The organism is Serratia sp. BW106 (genome assembly GCF_002607755.1).
Taxonomy (GTDB): domain Bacteria; phylum Pseudomonadota; class Gammaproteobacteria; order Enterobacterales; family Enterobacteriaceae; genus Serratia; species Serratia proteamaculans.
On record NZ_MCGS01000005.1, the window covers coordinates 141,856 to 166,075 of the forward strand.

Annotated in this window: 22 protein-coding genes; 9 read left to right on the top strand and 13 right to left on the bottom strand. The window is 58.4% G+C overall.

Annotated elements, in window-relative coordinates:
- Positions 1-131 precede the first annotated feature (131 nt).
- The 3 genes from BEI65_RS04110 (at position 132) to BEI65_RS04120 (ending at position 3,104) form a co-directional block, all read left to right on the top strand.
- Positions 132-1,526 (top strand): amidohydrolase family protein, encoded by a 1,395-nt coding sequence (locus tag BEI65_RS04110; protein WP_099062246.1) that lies wholly within the window; start codon positions 132-134, stop codon positions 1,524-1,526.
- A gap of 100 nt (positions 1,527-1,626) precedes the next feature.
- Entirely contained in the window at positions 1,627-2,178 is a 552-nt protein-coding gene (locus BEI65_RS04115; RefSeq protein ID WP_085115225.1) for a cysteine hydrolase family protein, read from the top strand.
- 2 nt (positions 2,179-2,180) lie between these two features.
- Positions 2,181-3,104 (top strand): GlxA family transcriptional regulator, encoded by a 924-nt coding sequence (locus BEI65_RS04120; RefSeq protein WP_099062247.1) that lies wholly within the window; start codon positions 2,181-2,183, stop codon positions 3,102-3,104.
- On the opposite strand, the gene BEI65_RS04125 is transcribed toward BEI65_RS04120, so the two are convergent.
- The gene (locus tag BEI65_RS04125; RefSeq protein WP_099062248.1) at positions 3,099-4,091 is read right to left on the bottom strand and encodes an acyltransferase; all 993 of its coding nucleotides are present in this window, start codon (positions 4,089-4,091) and stop codon (positions 3,099-3,101) included. The genes BEI65_RS04120 and BEI65_RS04125 overlap by 6 nt on opposite strands.
- Positions 4,092-4,310: 219 nt before the next feature.
- Here BEI65_RS04125 and BEI65_RS04130 point away from each other — a divergent pair, with 219 nt between their 5' ends.
- Positions 4,311-5,558, top strand: coding sequence for an MFS transporter (locus BEI65_RS04130; RefSeq protein WP_099062249.1), 1,248 nt, complete (start codon positions 4,311-4,313; stop codon positions 5,556-5,558).
- A gap of 63 nt (positions 5,559-5,621) precedes the next feature.
- Here the strand turns inward: BEI65_RS04130 and BEI65_RS04135 are convergent, their stop codons facing one another.
- The 10 genes from BEI65_RS04135 to fdnG form a co-directional block, all read right to left on the bottom strand.
- Positions 5,622-5,897 (bottom strand): type II toxin-antitoxin system RelE/ParE family toxin, encoded by a 276-nt coding sequence (locus BEI65_RS04135; RefSeq protein ID WP_099062250.1) that lies wholly within the window; start codon positions 5,895-5,897, stop codon positions 5,622-5,624.
- Entirely contained in the window at positions 5,897-6,157 is a 261-nt protein-coding gene (locus BEI65_RS04140; protein ID WP_099062251.1) for a CopG family ribbon-helix-helix protein, read from the bottom strand. Before BEI65_RS04140 ends, BEI65_RS04135 begins: the two co-directional genes overlap by 1 nt.
- An 83-nt stretch (positions 6,158-6,240) precedes the next feature.
- Positions 6,241-8,082 carry a selenocysteine-specific translation elongation factor gene (gene selB, locus BEI65_RS04145; RefSeq protein WP_099062252.1) on the bottom strand — a complete coding sequence of 614 codons (1,842 nt, stop codon included), beginning with the start codon at positions 8,080-8,082 and terminating at the stop codon, positions 6,241-6,243.
- Positions 8,079-9,470: an L-seryl-tRNA(Sec) selenium transferase gene (selA, locus tag BEI65_RS04150; RefSeq protein WP_099062253.1), complete on the bottom strand. Its 1,392-nt coding sequence runs from the start codon at positions 9,468-9,470 to the stop codon at positions 8,079-8,081. The genes selB and selA overlap by 4 nt, the downstream gene beginning before the upstream one ends.
- Before the next feature lie 214 nt (positions 9,471-9,684).
- Positions 9,685-10,290, bottom strand: a complete 606-nt coding sequence (locus tag BEI65_RS04155) for a glutathione S-transferase (RefSeq protein WP_099062254.1) — start codon at positions 10,288-10,290, stop codon at positions 9,685-9,687.
- A 34-nt stretch (positions 10,291-10,324) separates the two neighbouring features.
- A complete protein-coding gene (locus BEI65_RS04160) occupies positions 10,325-10,972 on the bottom strand; it encodes a DcrB-related protein (RefSeq protein ID WP_099062255.1) in 648 nt (215 codons plus the stop codon).
- A gap of 139 nt (positions 10,973-11,111) precedes the next feature.
- Positions 11,112-12,041, bottom strand: coding sequence for a formate dehydrogenase accessory protein FdhE (gene fdhE, locus BEI65_RS04165; protein ID WP_099062256.1), 930 nt, complete (start codon positions 12,039-12,041; stop codon positions 11,112-11,114).
- On the bottom strand, positions 12,041-12,676 hold the full coding sequence (fdoI, locus tag BEI65_RS04170) for a formate dehydrogenase cytochrome b556 subunit (protein WP_085115214.1): 636 nt from the start codon (positions 12,674-12,676) through the stop codon (positions 12,041-12,043). Before fdoI ends, fdhE begins: the two co-directional genes overlap by 1 nt.
- The gene (gene fdxH / locus BEI65_RS04175; protein ID WP_085115213.1) at positions 12,673-13,572 is read right to left on the bottom strand and encodes a formate dehydrogenase subunit beta; all 900 of its coding nucleotides are present in this window, start codon (positions 13,570-13,572) and stop codon (positions 12,673-12,675) included. Before fdxH ends, fdoI begins: the two co-directional genes overlap by 4 nt.
- A 12-nt stretch (positions 13,573-13,584) precedes the next feature.
- Entirely contained in the window at positions 13,585-16,632 is a 3,048-nt protein-coding gene (gene fdnG / locus BEI65_RS04180; RefSeq protein WP_099062257.1) for a formate dehydrogenase-N subunit alpha, read from the bottom strand.
- A gap of 144 nt (positions 16,633-16,776) precedes the next feature.
- On the opposite strand from fdnG, the gene fdhD reads away from it, so the two are divergent.
- The 5 genes from fdhD (at position 16,777) to BEI65_RS04205 (ending at position 22,075) form a co-directional block, all read left to right on the top strand.
- Positions 16,777-17,613 carry a formate dehydrogenase accessory sulfurtransferase FdhD gene (gene fdhD / locus BEI65_RS04185; protein WP_099062258.1) on the top strand — a complete coding sequence of 279 codons (837 nt, stop codon included), beginning with the start codon at positions 16,777-16,779 and terminating at the stop codon, positions 17,611-17,613.
- Between the two features lie 127 nt (positions 17,614-17,740).
- On the top strand, positions 17,741-18,361 hold the full coding sequence (sodA, locus tag BEI65_RS04190; RefSeq protein WP_085115209.1) for a superoxide dismutase [Mn]: 621 nt from the start codon (positions 17,741-17,743) through the stop codon (positions 18,359-18,361).
- 124 nt (positions 18,362-18,485) lie between these two features.
- On the top strand, positions 18,486-20,414 hold the full coding sequence (locus tag BEI65_RS04195; protein WP_099062259.1) for a methyl-accepting chemotaxis protein: 1,929 nt from the start codon (positions 18,486-18,488) through the stop codon (positions 20,412-20,414).
- A gap of 94 nt (positions 20,415-20,508) precedes the next feature.
- On the top strand, positions 20,509-21,180 hold the full coding sequence (yiiM, locus tag BEI65_RS04200) for a 6-hydroxyaminopurine reductase (protein ID WP_099062260.1): 672 nt from the start codon (positions 20,509-20,511) through the stop codon (positions 21,178-21,180).
- A gap of 115 nt (positions 21,181-21,295) precedes the next feature.
- Complete coding sequence (locus tag BEI65_RS04205; RefSeq protein ID WP_099062261.1) at positions 21,296-22,075, top strand: class I SAM-dependent methyltransferase; 780 nt, start codon at positions 21,296-21,298, stop codon at positions 22,073-22,075.
- A 145-nt stretch (positions 22,076-22,220) separates the two neighbouring features.
- Here the strand turns inward: BEI65_RS04205 and BEI65_RS04215 are convergent, their stop codons facing one another.
- Positions 22,221-22,583: a YibL family ribosome-associated protein gene (locus BEI65_RS04215; RefSeq protein WP_099062263.1), complete on the bottom strand. Its 363-nt coding sequence runs from the start codon at positions 22,581-22,583 to the stop codon at positions 22,221-22,223.
- Between the two features lie 72 nt (positions 22,584-22,655).
- The gene (locus BEI65_RS04220) at positions 22,656-24,122 is read right to left on the bottom strand and encodes a PLP-dependent aminotransferase family protein (RefSeq protein ID WP_085115204.1); all 1,467 of its coding nucleotides are present in this window, start codon (positions 24,120-24,122) and stop codon (positions 22,656-22,658) included.
- Between the last annotated feature and the right edge of the window lie 98 nt (positions 24,123-24,220).

The following is a 24,220-nucleotide window of genomic DNA, read 5'->3' on the forward strand; positions in this document are numbered from 1 at the left end:
ATACCCGCCCCCCTTATTATTGCCAAATCGAATAGTCGCCAGTGGCAAATGTCACTGCCAACCCGTCGGCTCCTCTCCTAAATTGGTGGCTGTCTTTTGACACACCTCACCTCTGGATTAAGGAACTGAACGTGGAAAAAAATCAACAACAAAGCCGCAGAGCTTTCCTCAGCCAAACCGGCAAAATTACCACTGCCTGTGCGGTGATCGGCCTGACCGGTGGCGTGGCGCAGGCCGCCGTGCCGACGGGCAGCCCCTGTACACCGGAGACCCAACCCATGACCCTGACCGACAGCCACTACTGGCTGAGCGATGTGCGGCTGGAAGACGGTTTTGAGTACGATGGCAACACGGTGATCGGCACCCGCACCGCGCTCTATCAGCTTGAAATCAAAGACGGAAAAATTGCCGCCATCCACCCAAAAGAGGCAGCGGTTCCCACTGGTGTGCCTCGCTATCAGGCACAGGGTCAGTTGCTGTTGCCGGCATTTCGCGACATGCATATCCACCTGGATAAAACCTTTTACAGCGGCCCATGGCAGGCACCGCGTCCGCGTCAGGGCAAAACCATTATGGATATGATTGCGCTGGAACAGACGCTGATCCCCAAGCTGTTGCCTACCTCACAACAACGTGCAGAAAACCTGATCGCCCTGCTGCAATCCAAAGGCAGTACCGTGGCGCGTAGCCACTGCAATATCGATCCGGTCAGCGGGCTGAAAAGCCTGGAACACCTGCAGCGCGCGCTGGAAATTCACCAGGCCGATTTCAGCTGTGAAATCGTCGCCTTCCCACAGCACGGCCTGCTGCACTCTAAAGTTGACGGCTTAATGCGTGAAGCCATGCAGATGGGGGTGCAATACGTTGGCGGGCTGGATCCGACCAACGTCGACGGCGCGATGGAACAGTCACTGGACGCCATGTTCCAGATTGCGCTCGACACCGGCAAAGGCGTCGATATCCACCTGCATGAAACCAGCCCGGCCGGGGTGGCCGCCATCAACTACATGATTACCACCGTAGAAAAGAACCCTTCGCTGCGCGGTAAAGTCACCATCAGCCACGCATTTGCCCTGACCTCGCTGAACCCGAATGAGCTGGAGGAAACCGCCACCCGCCTGGCCGCGCAGCAAATCACCATCGCCTCCACGGTGCCGATTGGCGGGCTGATGATGCCGCTGCCACAGCTCAGTGAGAAAGGGGTATTTGTGATGACCGGAACCGACAGCGTGATCGACCACTGGTCCCCATTCGGCACTGGCGACATTCTGGAAAAAGCCAACCTTTACGCCCAACTTTACCGGGGTTCTGACGAGTTTCATCTATCACGCGCCATGGCCATTTCCACCGGCGGCGTGCTGCCGCTGAATGACAAGGGTCAACGAGTGTGGCCCAAAGCCGGTGACAGCGCAGAGTTCGTGCTGATCAACGCCAGTTGCTCCGCCGAAGCGGTAGCCCGCCTGCCAACTCGCCGCGCCACCTTCCATCAGGGGCGGCTGGTCGCCGGCCAGATCGGCAAAGCCTGATGCTGGTCCGCTGATGCCACCATAATGGCCGTTTTTGGCCTTCTTCCCTGCAGGATAACGGCGCAGTATGGCGTTATACCTAATTGGCGGAGGGCCGAAAATGTCACAGAGCGCGTTATTGATCATCGATGTTCAGCAATCATTCCAGCATCGTCCATTCTGGCAAGAAGAGGATCTGCCGGCGTTCCAACAGGCGCTGACGCGGTTGATCGCAGGCTGTCACCAGCAAGGCGTGCCGCTGGTTGACGTGTTCCACGTGTCGCCAGAGGGGCCCTTTTCGTTGGCGTCCGGCTGGGTAAAGCGCCTGCCCTTCCTCGACCATCAGGCCGATGTCACGGTACACAAACAGGTGCACAACGCACTGACCGAGTCCGGCCTGGATGCCTGGTTGCTTGAGCGACATATCAAGCATTTGATTATCTGCGGCATCCGTACCGAGCAGTGCTGTGAAACCACCACCCGGGTAGCGGCCGATCTCGGCTATCAGGTCACCTTTGTCACCGAAGCCACGTTGACCTTCCCGATGCAACACCCCGACGGACAAGTCTTTACCAGCGAACAGCTCAAGCGGCATACTGAGACGGTGCTGGTCGATCGCTTCGCCCGCATCGCCAGCGTGGATGAGGCACTGGCGCAACTCTCACAGGAGTAATCATGCCGCAGGCCGTCTACTTTCTGATGCTGCCCCAGGTGCTGTCGCTGGACGTCAGCGGCCCGGCGGAAACTCTGCGCCTGGCCGGGCAGTTCAGCCTGCGCTACATCAGCCCACTGCCGCAGGTCACCTGTTCGATCGGCATGACGTTGAGTCAGCTACAGCCGCTGCCTGACCGGCTGGAAAACGGCGCTATTCTGGTGGTTCCGGGCGTCAGTGATTCGCAGCATTTCTTCGCCACTGCGCCAGCCGAACAGGCCCGCCGCTGGCTGGCTGCGCTGAAGCCCGACCTGCAACAGCAACGTATCACATTGGTCTGCGTCTGTTCCGGCGCCCTGTTGGCGGCGCAGGCCGGTTTGCTCGACGGCTACCAATGCACCACCCATCACGACGTGCTCGATCGCCTGCGCCAGCAGGCCCCGGCAGCGCAGGTGAAAGAAAATCGCATCTTTGTTGAAGACCGCGGCGTTTACACCAGCGCGGGGATCACCGCCGGTATCGATCTGGCTCTGCACCTGATTAACCGCCAGTGTGGCGCTACCCGGGCAATGGAAATCGCCCGTGAGATGGTGGTGTATTTTCGCCGTTCCGGCGACGACCCGCAGCTTTCGCCCTGGCTACGCTACCGTAACCATCTGCACCCGGCGGTGCACCGTGCGCAAGACGTGATGGCCGCCGAGCCGGAAGCGGAATGGTCGGTGCCGCAGGTGGCGGAAAAGGCCCACGTCAGTAGCCGTCATCTGGCACGATTGTTCCGTAGCCATATCGGTATCAGCGTGCGCGAGTATCATGAGCAGCTACGGCTGGCAGTAGCGCAGCAGCGCCTGCAGCAAGGCTACGGGCTGGAGAAAGCGGCCTTGGCGGCGGGGTTCTCCTCCGGCCGCCAACTGAGGCGCGCCCAACAGCGCGGTTCAACCGGGCTATGACACCAACCGTCGAGGGTCTATTTTCTGCAGCCCTATCGACAACAGCAGGCTGAGTGCCAACGCCACCCCGAACACCCAGAAGATATCCAGCAATGGATGGGCCGTCAGCTCCAGATGCCGGTTACGCATAAAGTTAACGATAATGGCGTGAAAACCGTAGATCGCCAGCGAATGGCGGGAAAAAACGCCCAACCAGCCAATCGGCTCCGGCAGACAGTTTTTAAACCAGATCAGCAGTGATACCGCCGCGATAAACACCAGCGGGCCGCAGTAGATGTAGTAGGTATCGGCGAAATTACCGTTAATAAACATCTGGCTTTTGGTGCCGTGAATAATCAACGCCACGCTAAACACAAAACCTGACGCCGCCAGCCAACTGATGCCACGTCCCTGGGTGTCCATCATGCCAATCGCCCGGCCGGCCAACGCATACAGCAGGTAATAGAAGGTGTCGCCATAGATATACAGATTCACCGGCAGCAGGTGCACATTGCCCAGGGTCAGCGGGCGGGTATTGGGGTTGGCGATCACCGCCAGGATCACCAGTACAGCGGCCAGATAGCGGCGCGATACCGGTTTGACGTTGATCAACGGCGACAGCAAATAAATGACCGCGATCGCATAGAAGAACCACAGGTGATAGAACACCGGTTTCAGCAATATGCCGCGCAGCGACGGCCAGAAGCCAATCTTGGTGAACGTCGCAATATAGATCAGCGCGATGGCGCTGTAGAACAAGATACAGCAGCCAATGCGGATGAAATGTTTCTTACCGGCGCTTTTCTCACCGAAAAACAGATAACCGGAAATCATGAAAAATAACGGCACCGAGACGCGCGACATCGAATTCAACAGGTTGGAAATATCCCAGTTGTGTTCGCCCACCGCCACCCCGCTGGTGACGTAATAGGTGGTCGCGTGGATCATCACCACCATCATGCACGCCACCGCGCGCAAGTTATCTATCCAGCCAATTTTATTACTCAAAAGGTCGCCCGCAATATTGTCATCTTCGTCTGTTAAAAGGAGGTTAACCAGCGAAAGTGTGGGTGGCAACCCTGACGGGCAATATCAGAATGTGCTGAAACAACACCTTATTATTGCCAAGGTGAACAATTGGCTGCAAAATAGCCGCCACAACTCGCTCAGATAGCGCTTCCCGCCCTGACAGTTCCTTATTTCTTCTTTACTTTCAGTACGATAAATATGAAAACAACATTACCACCTGCGGCTCGCTTGGGTCGACAGGCGCTTTTATTCCCTCTGTGTCTGGTGCTGTTCGAATTCGCCACCTATATCGCCAACGATATGATCCAGCCTGGCATGCTGGCGGTGGTGGCCGATTTCAACGCCGGTGAAGAGTGGGTGCCCACCTCCATGACCGCCTATCTGGCCGGCGGTATTTTCCTGCAATGGCTGCTGGGGCCGTTGTCGGATCGCCGTGGCCGTCGCCCGGTGATGCTGGCCGGCGTGGCGTTCTTTATCGTCGCCTGCCTGGCGATTTTGCTGGTGACCAGCATTGAACAGTTTATCTTTATGCGTTTCCTGCAGGGGATTGGCCTGTGCTTTATCGGTGCGGTGGGCTACGCCACGATACAGGAATCCTTTGAGGAATCGGTGTGCATAAAAATCACCGCGCTGATGGCTAACGTGGCACTGATCGCCCCGCTGCTCGGGCCGCTGGCCGGTGCAGCGCTGATCCACGTCGCACCATGGCAAAGCATGTTCGTACTGTTTGCGGCACTGGCAGCGTTTGCCTTCTACGGCCTGTGGAAAGCGATGCCGGAAACCGCGTCGCTGCAGGGTGAGAAACTCTCGGCTGCCAACCTGTGGCGTGACTATCGCCAGGTGCTGTCCAACCGTCGCTTTGTCTGCGGTGCGTTGGCCATTGGCTTCGCCAGCCTGCCGCTGCTGGCCTGGATTGCCCAATCACCGGTGATCCTGATCAGTGGCGAGTCGCTGTCGACGCTGGATTACGGCCTGTTGCAAATTCCGGTGTTCGGCGCGCTGATCCTCGGCAACCTGACGCTGGCGCGGATGACCGGCAAGAACAGCGTCCAACGGCTGATCAAACTGGGCGCAGGGCCAATGATGCTGGGGCTGCTGATCGCGGTGCTGGCCACGCTGTTCTCAACTCACGCCTATCTGTGGATGACTGCGGGCCTGAGTCTGTACGCTTACGGTATCGGGCTGGCCAACGCCGGGCTGTATCGCCTGACGCTGTTCTCAAGCAATGTGAGCAAGGGCACGGTTTCCGCCACCATGGGCATGCTGAGCATGATGGTGTTCACCGTCGGAATTGAGCTGGCGAAAGTGGCCTACGTCTGGGGCGGCAGCGGGTTGTTCAATTTGTTCAACCTGGTCAGCGGCCTGTGCTGGCTGGCGCTGGTGGCGCTGTTCCTCAGCAAACGCCGCAGCGGCGACGCAACCCCGACGCCTAACGCCGCGTTGTAATCAAATGCCCCGCTTAAAATTGTTTAAAAGCCGCAGAAGTGAAAACGCTGGCATGCGATGAAACTATCTTTCCTCGCGTGTATGCCAGATTCGCAGAATGTAGATCGTTGAAGAGTGCAGCTGGTAGCGCATTTCATAATGACCTATGAGTATACGGCGTACCTCTTGGGGCAAAAACTCATCCAATCTCTCGCCTATTCGAGGGTTATCACGCAACACCTTCGGCGCCGCGACCAAAGCCTGCATCATGTGGGCTGCAGCGGTTCGATTAGCCAGGGCAAGAAATTCAAACAAACGCGCCAAATCCGATAGCGCCTTACTAGTCCATTTTAATTCCATCAGCGTGGTACCGGCAGAGGCTTCTCACTGTCCAGGCTTGCTGCCCAAGCTTCTACCGATTCATGGTCGATAATATTTTTCTGTTCAACATCGGCAAGGGCTTCCAATGTTAAGCGGCGGCGTTCTTCTTCTTGATCGAGCCATGCGGCAAGGGCCTGCTTAACGATCCATCCGCGTGAACGTTCCAGCTTAGCTGCCATCTCATCAACTTTGTCCGCCAAGGGTAACGGCACATGTGCGGTGATGACTTTAGTATTCATCGTAGTTACCTCTGAGCATAATCAATATCAATCAGGATGATTAGTTTTGATTATAGCGCGGCAAGAGAACAAAAAACACACAATCAATGATTAAACAACCCGCCGTCGCGCAGCAGGTGCTGGTTACCTTTGCGGCGGGTGAAACCGCTGCGGTCGAAGAACTCCAATACCTGGATCGCCAGTTTGCGGCCCACACCGAGCCGATCGCGAAAATCGGCGGCGTTGGCACTGCCCTGTTCCACATCCAGCTCGCGGATCAGTGCAGCGAACTGTTCTATGCGTCGGCTTAGGTAGTAACGATCCACCACCACCGCCGTGACATGCCCCAACTGCGCCGCTTTACGCAACGTCGCCCGCACCCGGGCCTCATCCTCGCCCAATTCGGTCGCCAGATCGCGCACCCACCAGGCTTCATCACCGAACCGCGGCTCGATACTTTCCCACAGGGTCAGTTCCTCAGCACTGAACGCCAGACCGTGCTCCGGCAGGTGCAACCAGCCCCGCGTATTGTTTATAAAACCCTCGGCCAGCAGCCGATCGATCATCATAAATACCAGCGGTTCGGCCAACTGAGGCAAGGCCATACGCCGCAGGCGTGCCCGCCCCAGACCGAGTTGATCGGCATGCTGCAGGTGATACTCGGCCAATACCTGTAATAAACGCTGCTGGCCCTGCTGGGCATTCTCCTGCGCCAATGCCATATCGCCGCTAATCAGCAACTCACGGCCCGCCAACAGCGCCGCCAGCTCGCCTTCGGTCAGTTGCCGGGCCCAGGCAAAGGCGGCCAGATCCATTGCGCCGTTAGGCAGATGCAACGCCAGCGCCTGCCGGTCATCATCAGCCTGTGCCAGCGTCGCCAGCCAGGCCAGATACTCAGGTTGACGCTTGCCTCGCTTCGGGGTGGTCAAACTCAGTACTCTGGCGCCCCCCAGCGTTTGGCGAGCGCCAATATCCCGCAGCACCAGCCGATCGTTTTCCGCTAACCACAACGGGCGATCGAGGATCAGCTCTGCCAAGCCTTCATTCAGCAGCGAAATTCGCCCGGTGATATGACTGGCGGCATGATGCAGATGCAGCGGTTGCCAATGTTTTATCGGTTGATCAGCATCCAACGCGACCAAAATGCGCTCGGCAGCGGCCAGCGGCTTTTGCGCCAGCAGCCAGTCACCGCGTGCCACCTGTTCTTTACTGACGTCACCGCTGATATTTAGCGCGATACGCTGCCCGGCCTGCGCCAGCTCAACCTGCTGGTTTTGCGCGTGCAGGCCGCGTACCCGCACCGGGGTATCGGCGCCGGTCAGCCACAGCGAGTCACCCACCGCCACCTGCCCGCCCAGCGCGGTACCGGTCACCACCAGACCCGCACCTTTTACGCTGAACGCGCGATCCACCGCCAGACGGAAGCGACGGCTTAACGCATGTTCGTTTGGCTGCAACGCCAACAGGTGCGCACGCAATGCATCGATCCCCCGCGCCTGTAGCGCTGCGGTGACGAACATCGGCACCTGATGCCACCCCTGCTGCGCCAGCTCGTCACTTAGCTGGCGTCGTACCTCTTCAATGCGCGCCTCATCCACCCGATCGGCCTTGGTCAGCGCCACCGTCAACGTCGGCCGCCCACTCAGCCGCAAGATGGCCAGGTGCTCACGGGTTTGCGCCATCACGCCGTCGTCGCAGGCCACCACCAGCAGCGCATGGTCAATGCCGCCGACGCCTGCCAGCATATTGGCGAGGAATTTTTCATGGCCAGGCACGTCGATAAAGCCCAGCACCCGGCCATCGGGCTGCGGCCAGTAGGCATAGCCCAGATCTATGGTCATGCCCCGGCGTTTTTCTTCCGGCAGGCGATCGGCGTTGATCCCGGAGATCGCCTGCAGCAAGGTGGTCTTGCCATGGTCGACATGGCCTGCGGTAGCAATAATCATGCGCTCAATGCCTCAATCAACGCCTCTTCCTGCTCCAGGCAGCGCAGATCGAGCCACAGCCTGCCGTCGTTAATTCGGCCAATCACCGGCTGCGGTAGACGGCGCCAGCGTTCCGCCAGTGCCTCCAACGTCGCGCCGCGGCCGTCCTGCGGCGTAAAGGTCAATGCATAGCTCGGCAACCGATCCACCGGCAACGAGCCGCTACCAATCTGCGACCAGCAGGGCTCGGCACGCAGTTGGAAATGCCCGGCAAATTGTGGCGTCAGCACCTGTAACAGATGTTCGGCAGCCTGCTGCATCGCCTGCTGTGGGCGAGTCAGCAATCGTAGCGTCGGCAGCTGTTGCGCCAGCAGCTCGGGTTGCTGATAGAGCCGCAAGGTAGCCTCCAGCGCTGCCAACGTCAGCTTGCCAACGCGCAGCGCACGCTTTAAAGGATGCTGCTGCAGTCGGGCAATCAGCGCCTTTTTACCGACGATGATACCGGCCTGCGGGCCGCCCAACAGTTTGTCACCGGAGAAGGTCACCAGATCAACCCCGGCGGCCAGCAACCGCTGCGGCATAGGCTCGGCCGGCAGACCATACTGCGCCATATCAATCAGTGAGCCGCTGCCCAGATCGGTGGCGGTCGGCAGGCCGTGCTCTGCACCGAGCTGCGCCAGTTCGGTTTCGTCCACCGCGGCGGTAAAGCCCTGAATGCTGTAGTTGCTGGTATGCACCTTCATCAGCAACCCGGTCTGGTCGTTAATGGCGTTACGGTAGTCTTTCAGGTGAGTGCGGTTGGTGGTGCCCACCTCCACCAACTGGCAGCCCGCCTGACGCATCACGTCAGGTATGCGAAATGCACCGCCGATTTCCACCAGCTCACCGCGCGACACCACCACTTGCTTGCCGGGTGCGATTGCCGCCAGCATCAGCAGCACCGCTGCCGCATTGTTATTGACGATACAGGCGTCTTCCGCGCCGGTCAGCTGACACAATAAATCCGCGATGGCGCGATCGCGATGCCCACGCCCGGCGCCATCCAGATCGTATTCCAGCGTCACCGGCTCTCCCATTGAGCGCGTCACCGCCTCAATCGCCGGCTGCGCCAGCAGGGCACGGCCCAGATTGGTGTGCAGCACGGTACCGCTCAGGTTGAATACCGGTGTCAACGCCGTGCGCTGCCGTTGTGCCAGCGCTGCGCCAAGCGCCTGCGGCCAATCGGCGCACCAGTCGGGCAGCCGTTGATGTTGTTTAATGGTTTCACGCGCCTGCAGTTGCAGTTGGCGCAGCAGGTCGCTAATCAGCGTCTGGCCATGTTGTTCCACCAGCGGTTCAATAGCGGGATCGCGCAGCAGGCGGTCAATGGCGGGTAACTGGCTGTAAAGATACTGGGATTCAGTGCTCATGGTCGCTCGGTTTTAATGTAGTGGTCTCGGCATAAAGCAAAACCCCGCAGCAGCGGGGTAAGACTGCTGACCAAGCCTTGGTGGTTAACGTAATGATTTGAGTACCAATAAAAACAAAAGAATTATGTCTCCTGGTTTACCCCAAACATCCGAAAACCACGTTTTTCGGGTGTTTGTCATCAATCTAAACCCCGCAGCAGCGGGGTGAGGGAGATCAGGGGGGCGAGGTGCGGGCAAAGCTTTCGCGGGCAAACAGCCGTTCGGCCAGCTTGATCAACGCCGGTCGCTCAACGCACCAGTTGGGCATGATGCGGCGGAAATTAAGGTAGCCCAGCGCGCAGCCGGTGGCGATATCGGCCAGCGTCAGCGTGTCGGTGTTCAGCAGCGTTTTTTCCTGCGCCAGTTTTTCCAGCGCGTCCAGTCCGTGCGTCAGCTTGGCGCGCTGGCGCAGGATCCAGTTTTCGTCCTGTTTTTCTGACGCCCGCTTGCTCTCGCGAAACAGCGTGGCGGCGGCCTCGGTTACGCCATCCGCCAGGGCTTCCACCTGACGAATGCGCAGCGCTGCCGCGCGATCGGCGGGCAAAAACGCCGGGGCCACCGACAGCAGTTCGAGGTATTCGGCGATCACCCGCGAGTCGTAAAAGACGGCACCGTCTTCGGCCACCAGCACCGGGACCTTGGCGAGCGGATCCAGCTCCACCACCCGACTGCCCGGCTCATACGGCGGATCGTTAACGAATGCGAACGCGATCCCCTTTTCTAACAACATCACGGAAATCTTGCGGACAAAAGGGCTGGTGTAACTGCCAATAAGCTTCATCAGTCTTCCCCTCGGTTTGCAAACCACAGCGGTGTTATTTCACCGCCAGCGTGTCGATAACCTGCTGAACCAGCGCCTGATGCGCCTCCGGCGTTTTGGCCGGCGACAACATTTGCAACGTCACCACCCGCTTATTGAATACCGTCAGCATGATGGTGGACATCACCTTCTGCCCGTTGACGCTCTGCTCGGTATCCAGACGATGGAATTTCTGTTTACCAACGGTGAAACTCTCTTCTTTAGTGGTCTGGATGTTCTGATAGCGGTCGCCCAGTTCGGTGATAATGCTCTGGGTCAGCTCTTTCAGCATTTTATCGCTGCTGTTGAGCTTCATGTCGTCCGGCGGGATCACTTCGGAAGAGACGGTGCTCTGACGCGACTTGCCGTCAAGGAAGCGCTGAATGGTGGATTTGCTGTCGTTGATAATGCCGCTGTTCTCGGTCTGATCGCTAAAGCCCGACGGCAATTCAAAGGTAATCTTGCCCTTTTGCATCGAGACTTTCAGGCCTGGAGGCGCCGCGGGTGGGGCCTCCACCACCGGCGGTGGCGGTGCAGGTTGAGTGACGGTCGGTTTGGTATCCGGCTTCGGCACTTCCGGCTTGGTGTCGTCCTTGTTGTCGCAGGCCGCCAGCACAAGGGTCAAAACTGCAACCGCCGTCAATTTCGCAATGGTCTTCAACATCGTCAATCCCTTTCCTTTCGCTTCGCGCGTCATGCCGTAAACGTAGCAACTCGCCCGGGCGAATGCCAGAAGCCCAATCCGAAATTAATCATCCGGTAAATGCTAAGGGCCGAATACATTCAGCCCAATATGCCAGAGATTACGACCCCGGGAACAGGAACGGGTTGATGCTGCTGCGGGCAAAGCCTTCATCTTCCATTTTGGCGTCGAGCACCAGCGTGGCCAAATCGTCGGCAACCGCTTCAACCTGCGGGTCTTTTTCCTGATACAAAATCTTCAGGTAAGTGCCGCAGTCACCGCAGCTTTCCGCCTTCACCGCCGCCAGTTCGCTGTCCAGCGACCAATAGTTGAGATCGCGCGTTTGCTCACAGTTACTGCACTTGATCCGCACCACGTGCCATTCGCTTTCGCACAGGTTGCAGTGCAAATAACGCAGGCCGCTGACGGTACCGATATGCACCACGCTGGACACCGGAATGCTACCGCATACCGGGCAGAACTGGCGGTGTTCGCCATATTCCGCGCGCGCTTTGCCAGGGATTTGCCCGGCCATCTGCGCCCAATAGAGCGACAACGCGGCCCAGATAAACGGCGCTTTCTCGCTGCCAATTTTGCCGAAATCCTGGTTAAGCAAGGCGTCGGCCAGCAACTCCAGCTCGTGTGACGAGGCCTTTTCCAGGTTATCCAGCACCGCCAGAATGTGTTCCGGCGCCTGCGGGCGCAACTCGGCAATCAGCGAGGCCAGCAGCTTGTGCCAGTGTTCACTGCGCGGGTAGACGCTCAGATCCAGCGGCGGTTTGCCGCTGGCGGCACTCTGCTGCAACGCGTCGGTCAAATCCAGCGTCAGCGGGTTGTCGTGCAGCGCATGATGTTGCGCCTCGGCCAGTTGGGCGGCGAAGTTCAGGTAGTCGCCCAGCGGGTTGTCGGTCGCCAGCTTGCGCAGGCGTTCAGCACGGCGGTTGTAAAGGCTTTTCAGATTCGCGAAAAGTAACGGCGGGATGGTTTCCGCCGTTGTGGACTTCTCACGCTGTGCCCCTAGTTGCTCTTTAGGAACAATGCGGATGCTCATCAGGGTTTGTCTTCCTGTTGTTTCTCGCGGACCTCTCGGTACCAACGCGGATGATGTTTTTTAGCCCAGGCCGCCGGCACCCAGCCTTCCACCATGGCGGTAATGGTGCCTTTTACCCACAGCGCGGCGTAAATGTGCACCATAATCACGATGATCAACCCCACCGCAGCCAGCGAATGCACCAGCAGCGCGATGCGGATCAGCGGTATCGGGAAGGACGGCGCAAAGTACGGCCGCCAGATCACCACACCGCTGGCCAGCAGCAGCACCAGGCTAATGATTGCCGCCCAGAATACGCATTTCTGACCGAAATTATAACGCCCGGTGTCACCCACTTCCTCGTTCATGACGATTTTTTGGATGTTTTTGGCCCAGACGATGTCTTCGCGGTTGATCAGATTATGCTTCCAGTAGCGCAAAAACATCAGCAGGAAGGCCGCAAACATGATCACCCCAACGAAGGGGTGCAGAATGCGCGCCAGCTGCGGCGTACCGAAAATGTTCATCAGCCAGTTGAAGGAGGGGAAAAAGAACCCCAGTCCGCTGATGGCGGCGAACACAAAGCAGAACGCCACAATCCAGTGGTTAATCCGCTCCGGCGCGCTGTAGCGCTGAATACGCTTTTCCTTCCTCATTTGCGCGTCTCCTCATCGTGCAGCTCGTCGTTGTCTTCCTCTTCGACGCGGTTTGGACCGACACCGACATAGTGGAACACACTCGCTGCAAAGGTGGCGGCAAAGCCGATGGCCGCCAGGGGTTTCCACACGCCTTTCCAGAACGTGATCGCCGGGCTGATGGTCGGGTTATCCGGCAAACCGTGATACAGCTGCGGTTTGTCGGCATGGTGCAGCACATACATCACATGGGTGCCACCCACGCCCGCCGGATCGTACAGACCGGCGTTCTGATAACCACGGGTGTTCAGCTCGCTGACGCGCTCGGCGGCAATCTCCTTCATGGCGTCCTTGGTGCCAAAATGGATAGCGCCGGTCGGGCAGGTCTTCACACAGGCCGGTTCCTGGCCGACATCAACGCGATCGACACACAGGGTGCACTTGTACACCCGGTTGTCGTCCTTGTTCATGCGCGGCACATCGAACGGGCAACCGGCGATGCAGTAACCGCAACCGATGCAGTGCTCGGACTGGAAGTCGACAATGCCGTTGGCGTACTGGATGATTGCCCCTTCCGACGGGCAGGCCTTCAGGCAGCCCGGATCGGCGCAGTGCATGCAGCCGTCCTTGCGGATCAGCCACTCCAGCTTGCCGTTTTCCTCCACTTCGGAGAAGCGCATCACCGTCCACGACTTGGCGGTCAGATCGGCGGGGTTATCGTACACCCCGACGTTATGCCCGATTTCATCGCGGATGTCGTTCCACTCGGAACACGCCACCTGACAGGCCTTGCAGCCGATACAGGTGGTGACATCGATCAGTTTGGCCACTTCTTCCTGGTGGTCACGGGCGCGTGGCGCCGGCGTGAAGCCATTGGTGGCGGATTTACGAATGATGTCCTGAGATTGCATTGCCATAATTCGTCTCCGTTACACCTTTTCCACGTTGACCAGGAACGCCTTGAACTCTGGCGTTTGCGTATTGGCATCACCGACAAACGGCGTCAGCGTGTTGGCAATAAAGCCTTTCTTCGCCACCCCTTCGTAACCCCAGTGGATCGGGATACCGATGGTGTCGACGTCTTGCCCATTCACCTGCAGGGTGCGGATACGCTTGGTCACCACCGCCTTGGCCTTGATAAAGCCGCGGTTGGAGCTGACCTTCACCGTATCCCCGTGCTGAATGCCTTTTTTCTCCGCCAGCTTCTCGCCAATCTCCACAAACTGTTCCGGCTGCGCGATGGCGTTGAGTACCGCGTGCTTGGTCCAGTAGTGGAAGTGCTCGGTCAGACGATAAGTGGTCCCGACGTACGGGAACTTGTCGGACGTGCCCATTGCCGCCAGATCGTCCTTGAACACCCGAGCTGCCGGGTTGGAAACCACGTTCGGGTGCAGCGGGTTGGTGCCGAGCGGCGTTTCAAACGGCTCGTAGTGTTCCGGGAACGGCCCTTCGGCCATTTTATCGGTGGCGAACAGGCGGCCCATGCCTTCCGGCTGCATGATGAATGGCCCAACATCACTGCCCGGTGCGGCGGCGCTGTAGTCCGGGATATCCACCCCGCCCCACTTGGTGCCGTCCCACTCCAGCAACTGACGTTTGGGATCCCAAGGCTTGCCCTGCGGATCGGCCGACGCACGGTTGTACAGAATGCGGCGGTTGAGCGGCCAGGCCCAGGCCCAACCCAGCGTATTACCGAGGCCGGACGGATCGGCGTTATCGCGCCGCGCCATCTGGTTACCGGCCGGCGTCCAGCTACCGGCGAAGATCCAACAGCCGCTGGCCGTCGTGCCGTCGTCACGCAGATGGGCAAAGGTGCTGAGCTGCTCACCTTTTTTCGCCAACACTTTGCCGTCGGCGTCGAGCACATCCGCCAGCGCTTTACCGTTGCTTTCCATCGCCACTTCTTCCGAAGCAGGATTTTCCGGCGTCAGGTAATCCCAGGTCATGTTCAGTACCTGTTCCGGTACCGCACCGCCGTCACGCGCGTACATCTCACGCAGACGAATAAAGATGCCCGCCAGGATTTCCCCGTCGTTCATCGCTTCACCCGGGGCATCCGCGCCCTTCCAGTGCCACTGCAGCCAGCGCCCGGAGTTGACGATCGAACCGTTTTCTTCGGCGAAGCAGGTGGACGGCAGGCGGAACACTTCGGTCTGAATCTTCGACGGATCAACGTCGTTGAACTCGCCGTGGTTCTGCCAGAAGTTGGAGGTCTCGGTATTGAGCGGATCAATGGTCACCAGGAACTTCAGTTTTGACAGCGAGGCCACCACCTTGTTCTTGTTCGGGAACGACGCCACCGGGTTGAAGCCCTGGCAGAAGTAACCGTTGACCTTGCCTTGTGACATCAGCTCGAAGTACTGCAGCACGTCGTAGCCTTTGTCCCACTTCGGCAACCAGTCAAAGCCCCAACCGTTGTCCTTCTGCGCCTTGTCGCCGTAGAAGCTCTTCATCATGCTGACGAAGAATTTCGGGTAGTTGCTCCAGTAGTTCACCTGGCCAGGCAGCAGCGCCTTCGGCGTATTGGCTTTCAGATAGGTGTCGAGATCGGTCTGTTTCTCCGACGGCAGCGTCATATAGCCCGGCAGGCTCTGCGACAGCAGACCCAGATCGGTCAGACCCTGAATGTTGGAGTGGCCGCGCAGCGCGTTGACGCCGCCGCCCGCCATGCCCATGTTGCCGAGCAACAACTGGATCATCGCCATGGTGCGGATGTTCTGCGAGCCGACCGAATGCTGAGTCCAGCCCAGGGCGTACAGGAACGACGCGGTTTTATCCGCCACGCAGGTTTCGGCGATGTATTCACAGACCTTGATGAAATCTTCGGTCGGCGTACCGCAGATATTGTTCACCACCTCCGGCGTATAACGGCTGACGTGCTGTTTCAGCAGGTTCCACACGCAGCGCGGGTCCTGCAGCGTCAGATCACGCTTGGCGAAGCCGTTTTCGTCGAACTGGTAGTTCCAGGTGGTTTTGTCGTACTTGCGGTTTTCCGCGTCATAACCGCTGAACAGGCCGTCTTCGAAGGTAAAGTCTTCCCGTACCAGCAGGCTGGCGTTGGTATAGGCGTGGACGTATTCGCGGTTAATCTTGTCGTTGGTCATCAGGTACAGCAACACGCCCGACAGGAAGGCAATGTCGGTCCCGGAACGGATCGGCGTGTAGAAATCCGCCACCGATGCGGTACGGGTAAAGCGCGGATCGATGACGATCAGCTTGGCTTTATTGTGTATTTTGGCTTCCATCGCCCAGCGGAACCCCACCGGATGCGCTTCCGCCGCATTACCGCCCATGACGATAATCAGATTCGCGTTCTTGATATCAACCCAGTGGTTGGTCATCGCACCGCGACCAAATGTTGGAGCAAGACTTGCTACCGTTGGTCCGTGTCAGACACGTGCTTGGTTGTCTACGGCAAGCATGCCGAGAGCGCGACTAAATTTTTGCGTTAAATAACCGGTTTCGTTACTGGAAGCCGAGGCACACAGCATGCCGGTACTCAGCCAGCGGTTGACGGTCACGCCCTGTTCGTTGGTTTTAACGAAGTTGGCGTCACGGTCTTCCTTCATCAGCTTGGCGATGCGGGTGAAGGCGTCGTCCCAACTGAGGCGCTGCCATTTATCAGAGCCTGGCGCACGGTACTCCGGGTACTTAAGACGGCTGGCGCTGTGGATGAAGTCGACCAAACCTGCGCCTTTCGGGCAAAGCGCGCCGCGGTTGACCGGGTGATCCGGGTCGCCTTCAATGTGGAAAATGCTTTCTTTGGCGTTTTTGGCGCCATCACCAAGGCTGTACATCAACAGCCCACAGCCGACGGAACAATACGTACAGGTATTACGGGTTTCACGGGCGCGCAGCAGTTTGTACTGCCGGGTTTCCGCTAACGCCACTTCCGGGGCAAAGCCCAGAGCAGCCACCGTCGTCCCTGCCATACCGCCAGCGCAGATCTTAAAGAACTGCCTTCTGCTGACCTGCATGGGGGTCTCCTTTCACTTGCGATTGTCACATTGTTTCAAATGGCGCTTTCCCCCTGGAAGCGGGAAGCGCTAAAATTACTGTTGTTTTTACGCGGCAATATTACCACAGCGTGTATGTGGTTGTTACAGACAGGTGCCACTTAAGTGAACAATATAAAGCCAGACCAACATATCAATGACATCAATGAGACCTTGCTCACGGGGGTAACCCAGTCTCAGGTTTATCAACGTGGGCAACTCACTACCGCACAACAGGATTGGCTGGCGGAAGAGGTTCCGGTCGCACTGGTCTACAACGGCATCTCTCACGTGGTGATGATGTGTACCCCCAAGGATCTGGAGGCCTTCGCCCTGGGTTTTTCTCTGTCCGAAGGCATCATTGAGTCACCGCGCGATATCTACAGTATAGAGATTAACCAAACTTGTAATGGACTGGAGGTGCAAATCGAGCTCTCCAGCCGTCGCTTTGCCGGTTTAAAAGAGCGTCGCCGTGCCATGGCAGGCCGCACCGGCTGCGGGGTGTGTGGCATCGAACAGTTGGCGGATATTTTTCGCCCGCTGCCTGCTTTGCCGTTCACCCAGACCTTTTCCCTCACCAACCTCGACCGTGCCCTGGGGCAACTCAAGCAGGTGCAGGCCGTCGGTCAACTCACCGGCTGTACCCACGCCGCCAGTTGGATTTCGCCGCAGGGTGAACTGCTGGGTGGCTGTGAAGACGTAGGCCGCCACGTCGCGCTCGACAAGCTGCTCGGGGTGCGCGCGAAACAAGACTGGCAGCAGGGAGCTATCCTGGTTTCCAGCCGCGCCAGTTACGAAATGGTGCAAAAATCGGCCATGTGCGGCGTCGAGATCCTGTTTGTGGTTTCTGCGGCCACCTCACTGGCGGTGGAAATTGCCGAACGCAGCAACCTGACGCTGGTCGGCTTCAGCAAACCCGGCCGCGCCACGGTGTTTACCCACCCGCAGCGTATTGTGGACTAACCAAAAACCCTACAACAAGTAGGGCATTGATAATCATTTTCAATATCATTTAAATAACTATAATGATCCGACTGCTTACGCGGTGCTCACATATTGCGCCGCCCCTATACCATTGGAGATGATGATCATGAGTTATTCACTGCCATCCCTGCCGTACGCCTACGACGCACTGGAACCGCATTTCGACAAGCAGACGATGGAAATCCATCACACCAAACATCACCAGACTTACGTTAACAACGCCAACACCGTGCTGGAAGCCTACCCAGAGCTGGCTCAATACGGCGTTGAAGAACTGATCCAGGACCTGGATAAAGTCCCTGCTGACAAGCGCACCTTCATGCGTAACAACGCCGGTGGCCATGCTAACCACAGCCTGTTCTGGAAAGGCCTGAAAATCGGCACCACGCTGGGTGGCGATCTGAAAGCCGCTATCGAACGTGATTTCGGCAGCGTTGAGAAATTCCAGGAAGAATTCGAGAAAGCCGCAGCGACCCGCTTCGGTTCAGGTTGGGCCTGGCTGGTGCTGAAAGGCGACAAACTGGCTGTGGTCTCTACCGCTAACCAGGACAGCCCGCTGATGGGCGAAGCCGTTGCCGGCGCTTCAGGCTTCCCAATCGTCGGCCTGGACGTATGGGAACACGCTTACTACCTGAAATATCAGAACAAACGTCCAGATTACATCAAGGCATTCTGGAACGTGGTTAACTGGGACGAAGCAGCAGCACGCTTCGCGGCGAAGAAGTAATTCGTCCCCGGCTATGAAGATGCCCGCTTAATGCGGGCATTTTTTTGCCCAAAATTCGCTAAAGTTTGACCTTCCTTTGCCGATAGTTTGTTCAATTGACGTTCGCCCGGAAAGGAAAATCACTATGGCGGCATTGCAAACATTGGCAGGAAAATTCGTTCATCTCACCGTGGGTAAAAAGCTCGGCCTTGGATTTGGTCTGATGCTGTTGCTGACGGCAATCATCGCCGGAACCGGCGCGCAGTATCTGCATATTATCGAATCCCGCGCCGATCGCATCGACTTCAGCAACCGGCTGAACGACGAGATCAATCAGGCCAAATACAACCGTGCACTGTTCGGCCAAACCTACAAACCGGAATACCTGAAAAACAACCGCACCAATATCGAAAACGCGGTGAAGCTGATCAACCAGGGCCAGGATCTGGACTGGGATCCCCAGAGCCGAAAAGACCTGCAGCGCCTGGTTGGGCTGATCGGCCAATACCAGCAGCAGCAAAACGCCTTCGAGCAAGCGGTGGCGGCGAAAGACGCGGTGCGCCAAAGCTGGAACATGTCGGAAGTGCAGGACAGTCTTAACCAGGTGGAGCGCCAAATCACCAACGCTGATCTGCAACTGGCCTTTATTCAGTTGAACCAGAAACTGACTCTGGTGCGCTACGGGGCCCGTGGCCTGTTGCTGAGCCTGAGTGCGGAATCTGAAGCCCCGCTGGTGGCAGCGATTGACGATGCACGCAGCGCGGCCAACGCGCTCAGTCGGCGGCTCAGCGACGCCCAGCGCCCTCTGTTGCAGCCCTTGCTGACCGCGCTCGACGACTACAAAAACCGTATTGAAGCCTACCTGCCGGCCTATCAGCAGGAACAAGCGATCAGCCAACGGCTGGGCAACAGCGCGCAGGAAGTGGGCACGCTGGTTAACGCCTTTATGCAGGACGAACTGACGCAAACCCATAACGATATCAATTCGGCGCAGTGGCAGATGGGCATCACCACGCTGATCGCCATTATTGCCGGGTTGCTGGTGGCCTGGCGCATCACGCTGCAGATCACCCGGCCGCTGCAAAGTACGCTGGCGCTGGCGGAACGCATCGCCAGCGGCGATCTGCGCCAGGCTCAGACCAGCACCCGTCGCGACGAACTGGGTCAGCTGTTGAACGCCGTGGCAGCGATGAGCCAGAACCTGCGCGATATGATTGAAAAAATCCAGATGGGGGTCAGCCAGGTGTCCACCGCCGCCGCAGAGATTGCCGCCGGTAACACCGATTTGTCCTCACGCACCGAGCAACAGGCCGCCGCGGTGGAAGAAACCGCCGCCAGCATGGAACAACTGACCGCCACGGTGAAGCAGAACGCCGAAAACGCCCACCATGCCAACCAGTTGGCCACCGATGCTTCTCAGACGGCCCAACAGGGCGGCAAGCTGGTGGCGAGCGTAGTCAACACCATGCGTGATATCTCCAGCAGTTCGCAGCGGATCGCCGAAATTACCACCCTGATCAACGGCATTGCTTTCCAGACCAATATTCTGGCGCTCAACGCGGCCGTAGAAGCCGCGCGCGCCGGTGAGCAGGGGCGCGGCTTCTCGGTGGTGGCCAGCGAGGTGCGTAACCTGGCACAGCGCAGCGCCCAGGCAGCCAAAGAGATCGAAGGGTTGATTACCGAATCGGTCAGTCGGGTACAGACCGGCACCAGCCTGGTGGAAAACACCGGTAATACCATGGAGCAAATCGTTCTGTCGGTCACCCATGTGCGGGACATCATGGCGGAGATTGCTGCCGCTTCCGACGAGCAAACCCGCGGCATCGCCCAAATTGGTCAGGCGATTGTCGAAATGGATCACACCACCCAGCAGAACGCCGCGCTGGTGGAAGAATCCGCCGCCGCCGCCGACTCGCTGGAAGAACAGGCGGAAATGCTGTTGCAGAGCGTCTCGGTGTTCCGACTGGCGGAGCATCAGGCCCCTGCCGCAGTGAAAAGCGCCGCCATCAAAACACCGGTCGGCAAACCCCAGGCTACCCATACCGCCGCGCAAGACAACTGGACCACCTTCTGATACTTCCCCCGCCCGAAACCTCTCGGGCGGGTTATTGTTCCTCCCTGCCAACTCAGGCTATGCTGGACCTTCGACGCGAGACATGGAGGCGCATATGCATCACCCAGAGGTTTACATCGGCACTATCCAACCCTACGAAGGCGGGCGGCCCAGCGGCATTGCCAAACGTCTGGTGGACGGAGCCGTCAAGCTGACCCCGCTCGGCCTGGAAGGCGACGAACAGGCGGAAAAAAGTTATCACGGCGGGCCAGACCGCGCGCTGTGTCACTATCCTCGTGAACATTACCACCACTGGCGCGAGCAGTTTCCGGCGCAGGCAGAACAGTTCTGCGCACCGGCCTTCGGCGAGAACATTTCCACCCTGGGGCTGACTGAGCACAACGTATTTATGGGCGATATCTTCCTCTGGGGCGAAGCGCTGATCCAGGTCACCCAGCCCCGCTCTCCATGCTTTAAGCTCAACTACCATTTTGATATCGATGACATCTCGGTGCTGATGCAGCAAAGCGGCCGCTGTGGCTGGCTGTACCGCGTGGTGTCTGCCGGTAAAGTCAGCGGCGATCATCCGCTGGAACTGGTGACGCGCAGCAGCGATGTCTCGGTTGCCGAGGCCATCGGTATTGCCTGGCATATGCCGTTTGATGAAGAACAGTATCGCCGCCTGCTGGCGGTAGCCGGGCTGTCCGCCAGCTGGAGCAAAACCATGCTGATGCGCATCAGCGAAGGCCGTCTTGAAGACTTTAATCGCCGTTTGCTCGGCCGCTGAATATAACCGCTCAGGAATCAAACCTGATGGCCGCATGCAGCGCTAAAAGCTTTCATCGGCCTATACTGTTCAGCGTCGGTCGTTCCGACCCCCTCTTTCAGGCAGGAGCAAAGTTATGAACACCCCGTCTCATTCGATCCACCACGCGGCAGCCGAAGGCTACCAGGCCAACGCCGATCGTTACGTTAAAGGTCGCCCGGACTACCCACCGGAAATCACCACCTGGCTGCGCGACACCATCGGCCTGCACGCCGGTATGACGGTGATCGATCTCGGTGCCGGTACCGGCAAGTTCACCCCGCGCCTGCTGGAAACCGGTGCGCAGGTGATCGCCGTTGAACCGGTGGCACAGATGCTGGAAAAGCTGTCGGCCGCACTGCCGCAGGTAAAAACCCTGGCGGGCACCGCCGAATCTATCCCGCTGCCGGATGAGTCGGTCGACGCGGTGGTCTGCGCGCAATCCTTCCACTGGTTCGCCACACCAAAGGCTTTGGCCGAAATCCAACGTATCCTTAAGCCCGGCGGCAAACTTGGCCTGGTGTGGAACATGCGCGATGCGCGTGTGAGTTGGGTGCGTAAGCTGAATCAGATTGTTGACCGTCACGAAGGCGACGCGCCGCGTTTCTACACCGGTGAATGGCGTAAGCTTTTCCCGTTCAAAGGCTTAGATGCGTTGCAGGAGCAGGTGTTTATGCTCGGTCATCAGGGTGCGGTTGAGGATGTGATTTTTAACCGGGTGCGCTCCACCAGCTTTATCGCCGCCTTACCGCCACAGCAGCAGGAACAGGTGATCGAACAGATTCGGCAGTTGGTGGCAGAGGAAGGGGAATTGCAGGGTAAGGACAGCGTGACCGTGCCCTATCAAACCAAGGCGTATTTCACCACCAAGCTATGAAAACCGGGCGCCACATACCCAAAATAATTGGAGTTGCATCAAGGCGGCAAGAGCGAGAGTCCCCAGGAGCTGACTCAAGTCAGTGACTGGGGTAAGCGCTCGCAGCTAACACAGATGCAACTTCAAGTATGACGGGTACCGCTAATCAGAAGGCTTTCTTGGCGTAACCGGTGACCACTTTCAGGCCCATTTCACGGCCCAGTGCGGTCATCGGGTGCACCACGATCAGGCCGCGCACGTTTTTCTTCAACGTGCCCATGTCCGCCTGTTCTTTCTTGGTGATTTCACGGCTGAACGGCAGTTGGCTCAGCTTTTGCGCTTCGGCGCTCAGCTTCTCAACGCGCACACCTTTCAGGCGCTCGATTTCTGCTGCCATCTTCTCTTTTTCTTTGGTGTGCTGAGCGATCAGGTCAAGATTGCCCTGTTGGATTACCAGGGTATCTTTGTGCTTCAGTGCGTCCAGCAGGTCGCTAAGGCGCTTGATCTCTGCCTTTTCTATCTCTTTCATGGTTTCTGGCCTGTTGTGCCTGTACGGCACGCTAATCAATGATGACCACATTGTAGCAAAATGCGCGCGTGGTTACTCGTCTTGCGCAATGCCCGGCGGCAAGCCACTCATCTCGCAGGCTTTGGCACCGACACGCGCCAGCGCCTGGCTGTAACGCGCATTAAACGGATAACAGCAGGAGAGCCGCAATGCGTTGCGATAGCGGCCGCTGGGGGAATACAGCGTGCCCGGCGTCAGGCATATTTGTTCCTCCAGCATCTGGTGGAACAGCGCCACGCTGTCGACCCCGGCCGGGAACTCCACCCAAAACACAAAACCGCCCGCCGGCTGAGTCGCCCGGGTACCGCGTGGAAAATGGCGTGCAATCAGCGCCCGTGCTTCATCCACCTGGGCAGCATAGCGTTTTCGCAGGTTGCGCAGGTGATGATCGTAGCCGCCGGTTTCCAGGAACATCGCCAGCGTTTCCGACAGCAACTGCGATTCCGACATCGACGATACCGCCTTCAGCTTGCGCAATGCCTCGTTAAAGCGGCCGCCGCTGATCCAACCGATGCGGAAGTCCGGCGCCAGCGTCTTGGTAAAGCTGGAGCAGAACAGCACCCAGCCGTCGCGATCGAAAGCTTTCACCGCCGGGGTCAGCGCACCGCCGAACTGCAGCTCTGCGTACAGCCCGTCTTCAATCAGGGGCACCTGATGATCGTTCATCAGCCGCGCCAGACGTTTTTTGGCCGCCAACGGCATGGTGCAGCCCAACGGGTTTTGCACCGTCGGCATGGCGATCACCGCATTCAGCCGCTTCTCGTTCAGCAACAGCTCCAGCGCATCCAGCGACAACCCGTGCTGCGGATCGGTAGGGATTTCCAGCGCCTTCAACCCCAGGCTGGCCAGCAGCGGCAGCAGATAAAAATAGGTCGGTGACTCCAGCCCGACGCAGTCGCCCGGCCTGGTGGTCACACGCAGCGCCAGTTGCAGCGCCTCCATGCAACCGTGAGTCAGTGTGATATCGCCGGGCTCCAGCAGCATGCCCAACGTCATCGAACGCCGGGTTATCTGCTGGCGCAGCCGCAGGCTGCCGGGCGGCAGCGCGTACTGGCCAATCAGATTCGGCTGACGGCGTAACTGCGAGGAAAGCATTCGCCCCAACTTGCCGCCGGGATAGAAATCAGAGGTCTGCGGGCAGGCCAGCGAAAGGTTGGTGAACGCCGAATTCTGCTGGGCGGCGAACACCGTGTCGATCAACGCCAGTACGTCATCCGCCGGTGGCTCTATCCGGCTGCTGGTCGGTGAGGCGGCTTTCAGCGCCGGTAAGGTATTGCACACATAGAAGCCAGACTGTGGCCGTGCTTCTATCAACCCGCGATCTTCCAGCGTGCGGTAAGCCGCCACCACGGTATTGATACTGACGCTATGGGTCTGCGCGCAGCGGCGCACCGAAGGTAAACGGCTGCCGGGCAGCAGCGTGCCGCGGCGTATGGCTTCCGCCAGCGTATCCGCCAGTTGCTGATAACGCGTTTCCGGCATTTCATCGAGCAGGGTCACAGTTTGTCTCCAGGCAATGGGTACAGTTCGAATTTGATACAACTGTATCCATGACAATAGCGGGTTTTTGGTTCTGTCACCATCTGCCCGTAGGTTTT

What these genes read in the sequence shown, in the direction of transcription:
- yiiM (WP_099062260.1), top strand. Translation starts at nt 20,509, where the DNA reads ATGCATCACCCAGAGGTTTACATCGGCACTATCCAACCCTACGAAGGC.
- sodA (WP_085115209.1), top strand. Translation starts at nt 17,741, where the DNA reads ATGAGTTATTCACTGCCATCCCTGCCGTACGCCTACGACGCACTGGAA.
- BEI65_RS04215 (WP_099062263.1), bottom strand. Translation starts at nt 22,583, where the DNA reads ATGAAAGAGATAGAAAAGGCAGAGATCAAGCGCCTTAGCGACCTGCTG.
- fdoI (WP_085115214.1), bottom strand. Translation starts at nt 12,676, where the DNA reads ATGAGGAAGGAAAAGCGTATTCAGCGCTACAGCGCGCCGGAGCGGATT.
- BEI65_RS04195 (WP_099062259.1), top strand. Translation starts at nt 18,486, where the DNA reads ATGGCGGCATTGCAAACATTGGCAGGAAAATTCGTTCATCTCACCGTG.
- BEI65_RS04205 (WP_099062261.1), top strand. Translation starts at nt 21,296, where the DNA reads ATGAACACCCCGTCTCATTCGATCCACCACGCGGCAGCCGAAGGCTAC.
- BEI65_RS04115 (WP_085115225.1), top strand. Translation starts at nt 1,627, where the DNA reads ATGTCACAGAGCGCGTTATTGATCATCGATGTTCAGCAATCATTCCAG.
- BEI65_RS04130 (WP_099062249.1), top strand. Translation starts at nt 4,311, where the DNA reads ATGAAAACAACATTACCACCTGCGGCTCGCTTGGGTCGACAGGCGCTT.
- BEI65_RS04140 (WP_099062251.1), bottom strand. Translation starts at nt 6,157, where the DNA reads ATGAATACTAAAGTCATCACCGCACATGTGCCGTTACCCTTGGCGGAC.
- BEI65_RS04160 (WP_099062255.1), bottom strand. Translation starts at nt 10,972, where the DNA reads ATGTTGAAGACCATTGCGAAATTGACGGCGGTTGCAGTTTTGACCCTT.
- BEI65_RS04135 (WP_099062250.1), bottom strand. Translation starts at nt 5,897, where the DNA reads ATGGAATTAAAATGGACTAGTAAGGCGCTATCGGATTTGGCGCGTTTG.
- selB (WP_099062252.1), bottom strand. Translation starts at nt 8,082, where the DNA reads ATGATTATTGCTACCGCAGGCCATGTCGACCATGGCAAGACCACCTTG.
- BEI65_RS04120 (WP_099062247.1), top strand. Translation starts at nt 2,181, where the DNA reads ATGCCGCAGGCCGTCTACTTTCTGATGCTGCCCCAGGTGCTGTCGCTG.
- selA (WP_099062253.1), bottom strand. Translation starts at nt 9,470, where the DNA reads ATGAGCACTGAATCCCAGTATCTTTACAGCCAGTTACCCGCCATTGAC.
- fdhE (WP_099062256.1), bottom strand. Translation starts at nt 12,041, where the DNA reads ATGAGCATCCGCATTGTTCCTAAAGAGCAACTAGGGGCACAGCGTGAG.
- fdxH (WP_085115213.1), bottom strand. Translation starts at nt 13,572, where the DNA reads ATGGCAATGCAATCTCAGGACATCATTCGTAAATCCGCCACCAATGGC.
- BEI65_RS04155 (WP_099062254.1), bottom strand. Translation starts at nt 10,290, where the DNA reads ATGAAGCTTATTGGCAGTTACACCAGCCCTTTTGTCCGCAAGATTTCC.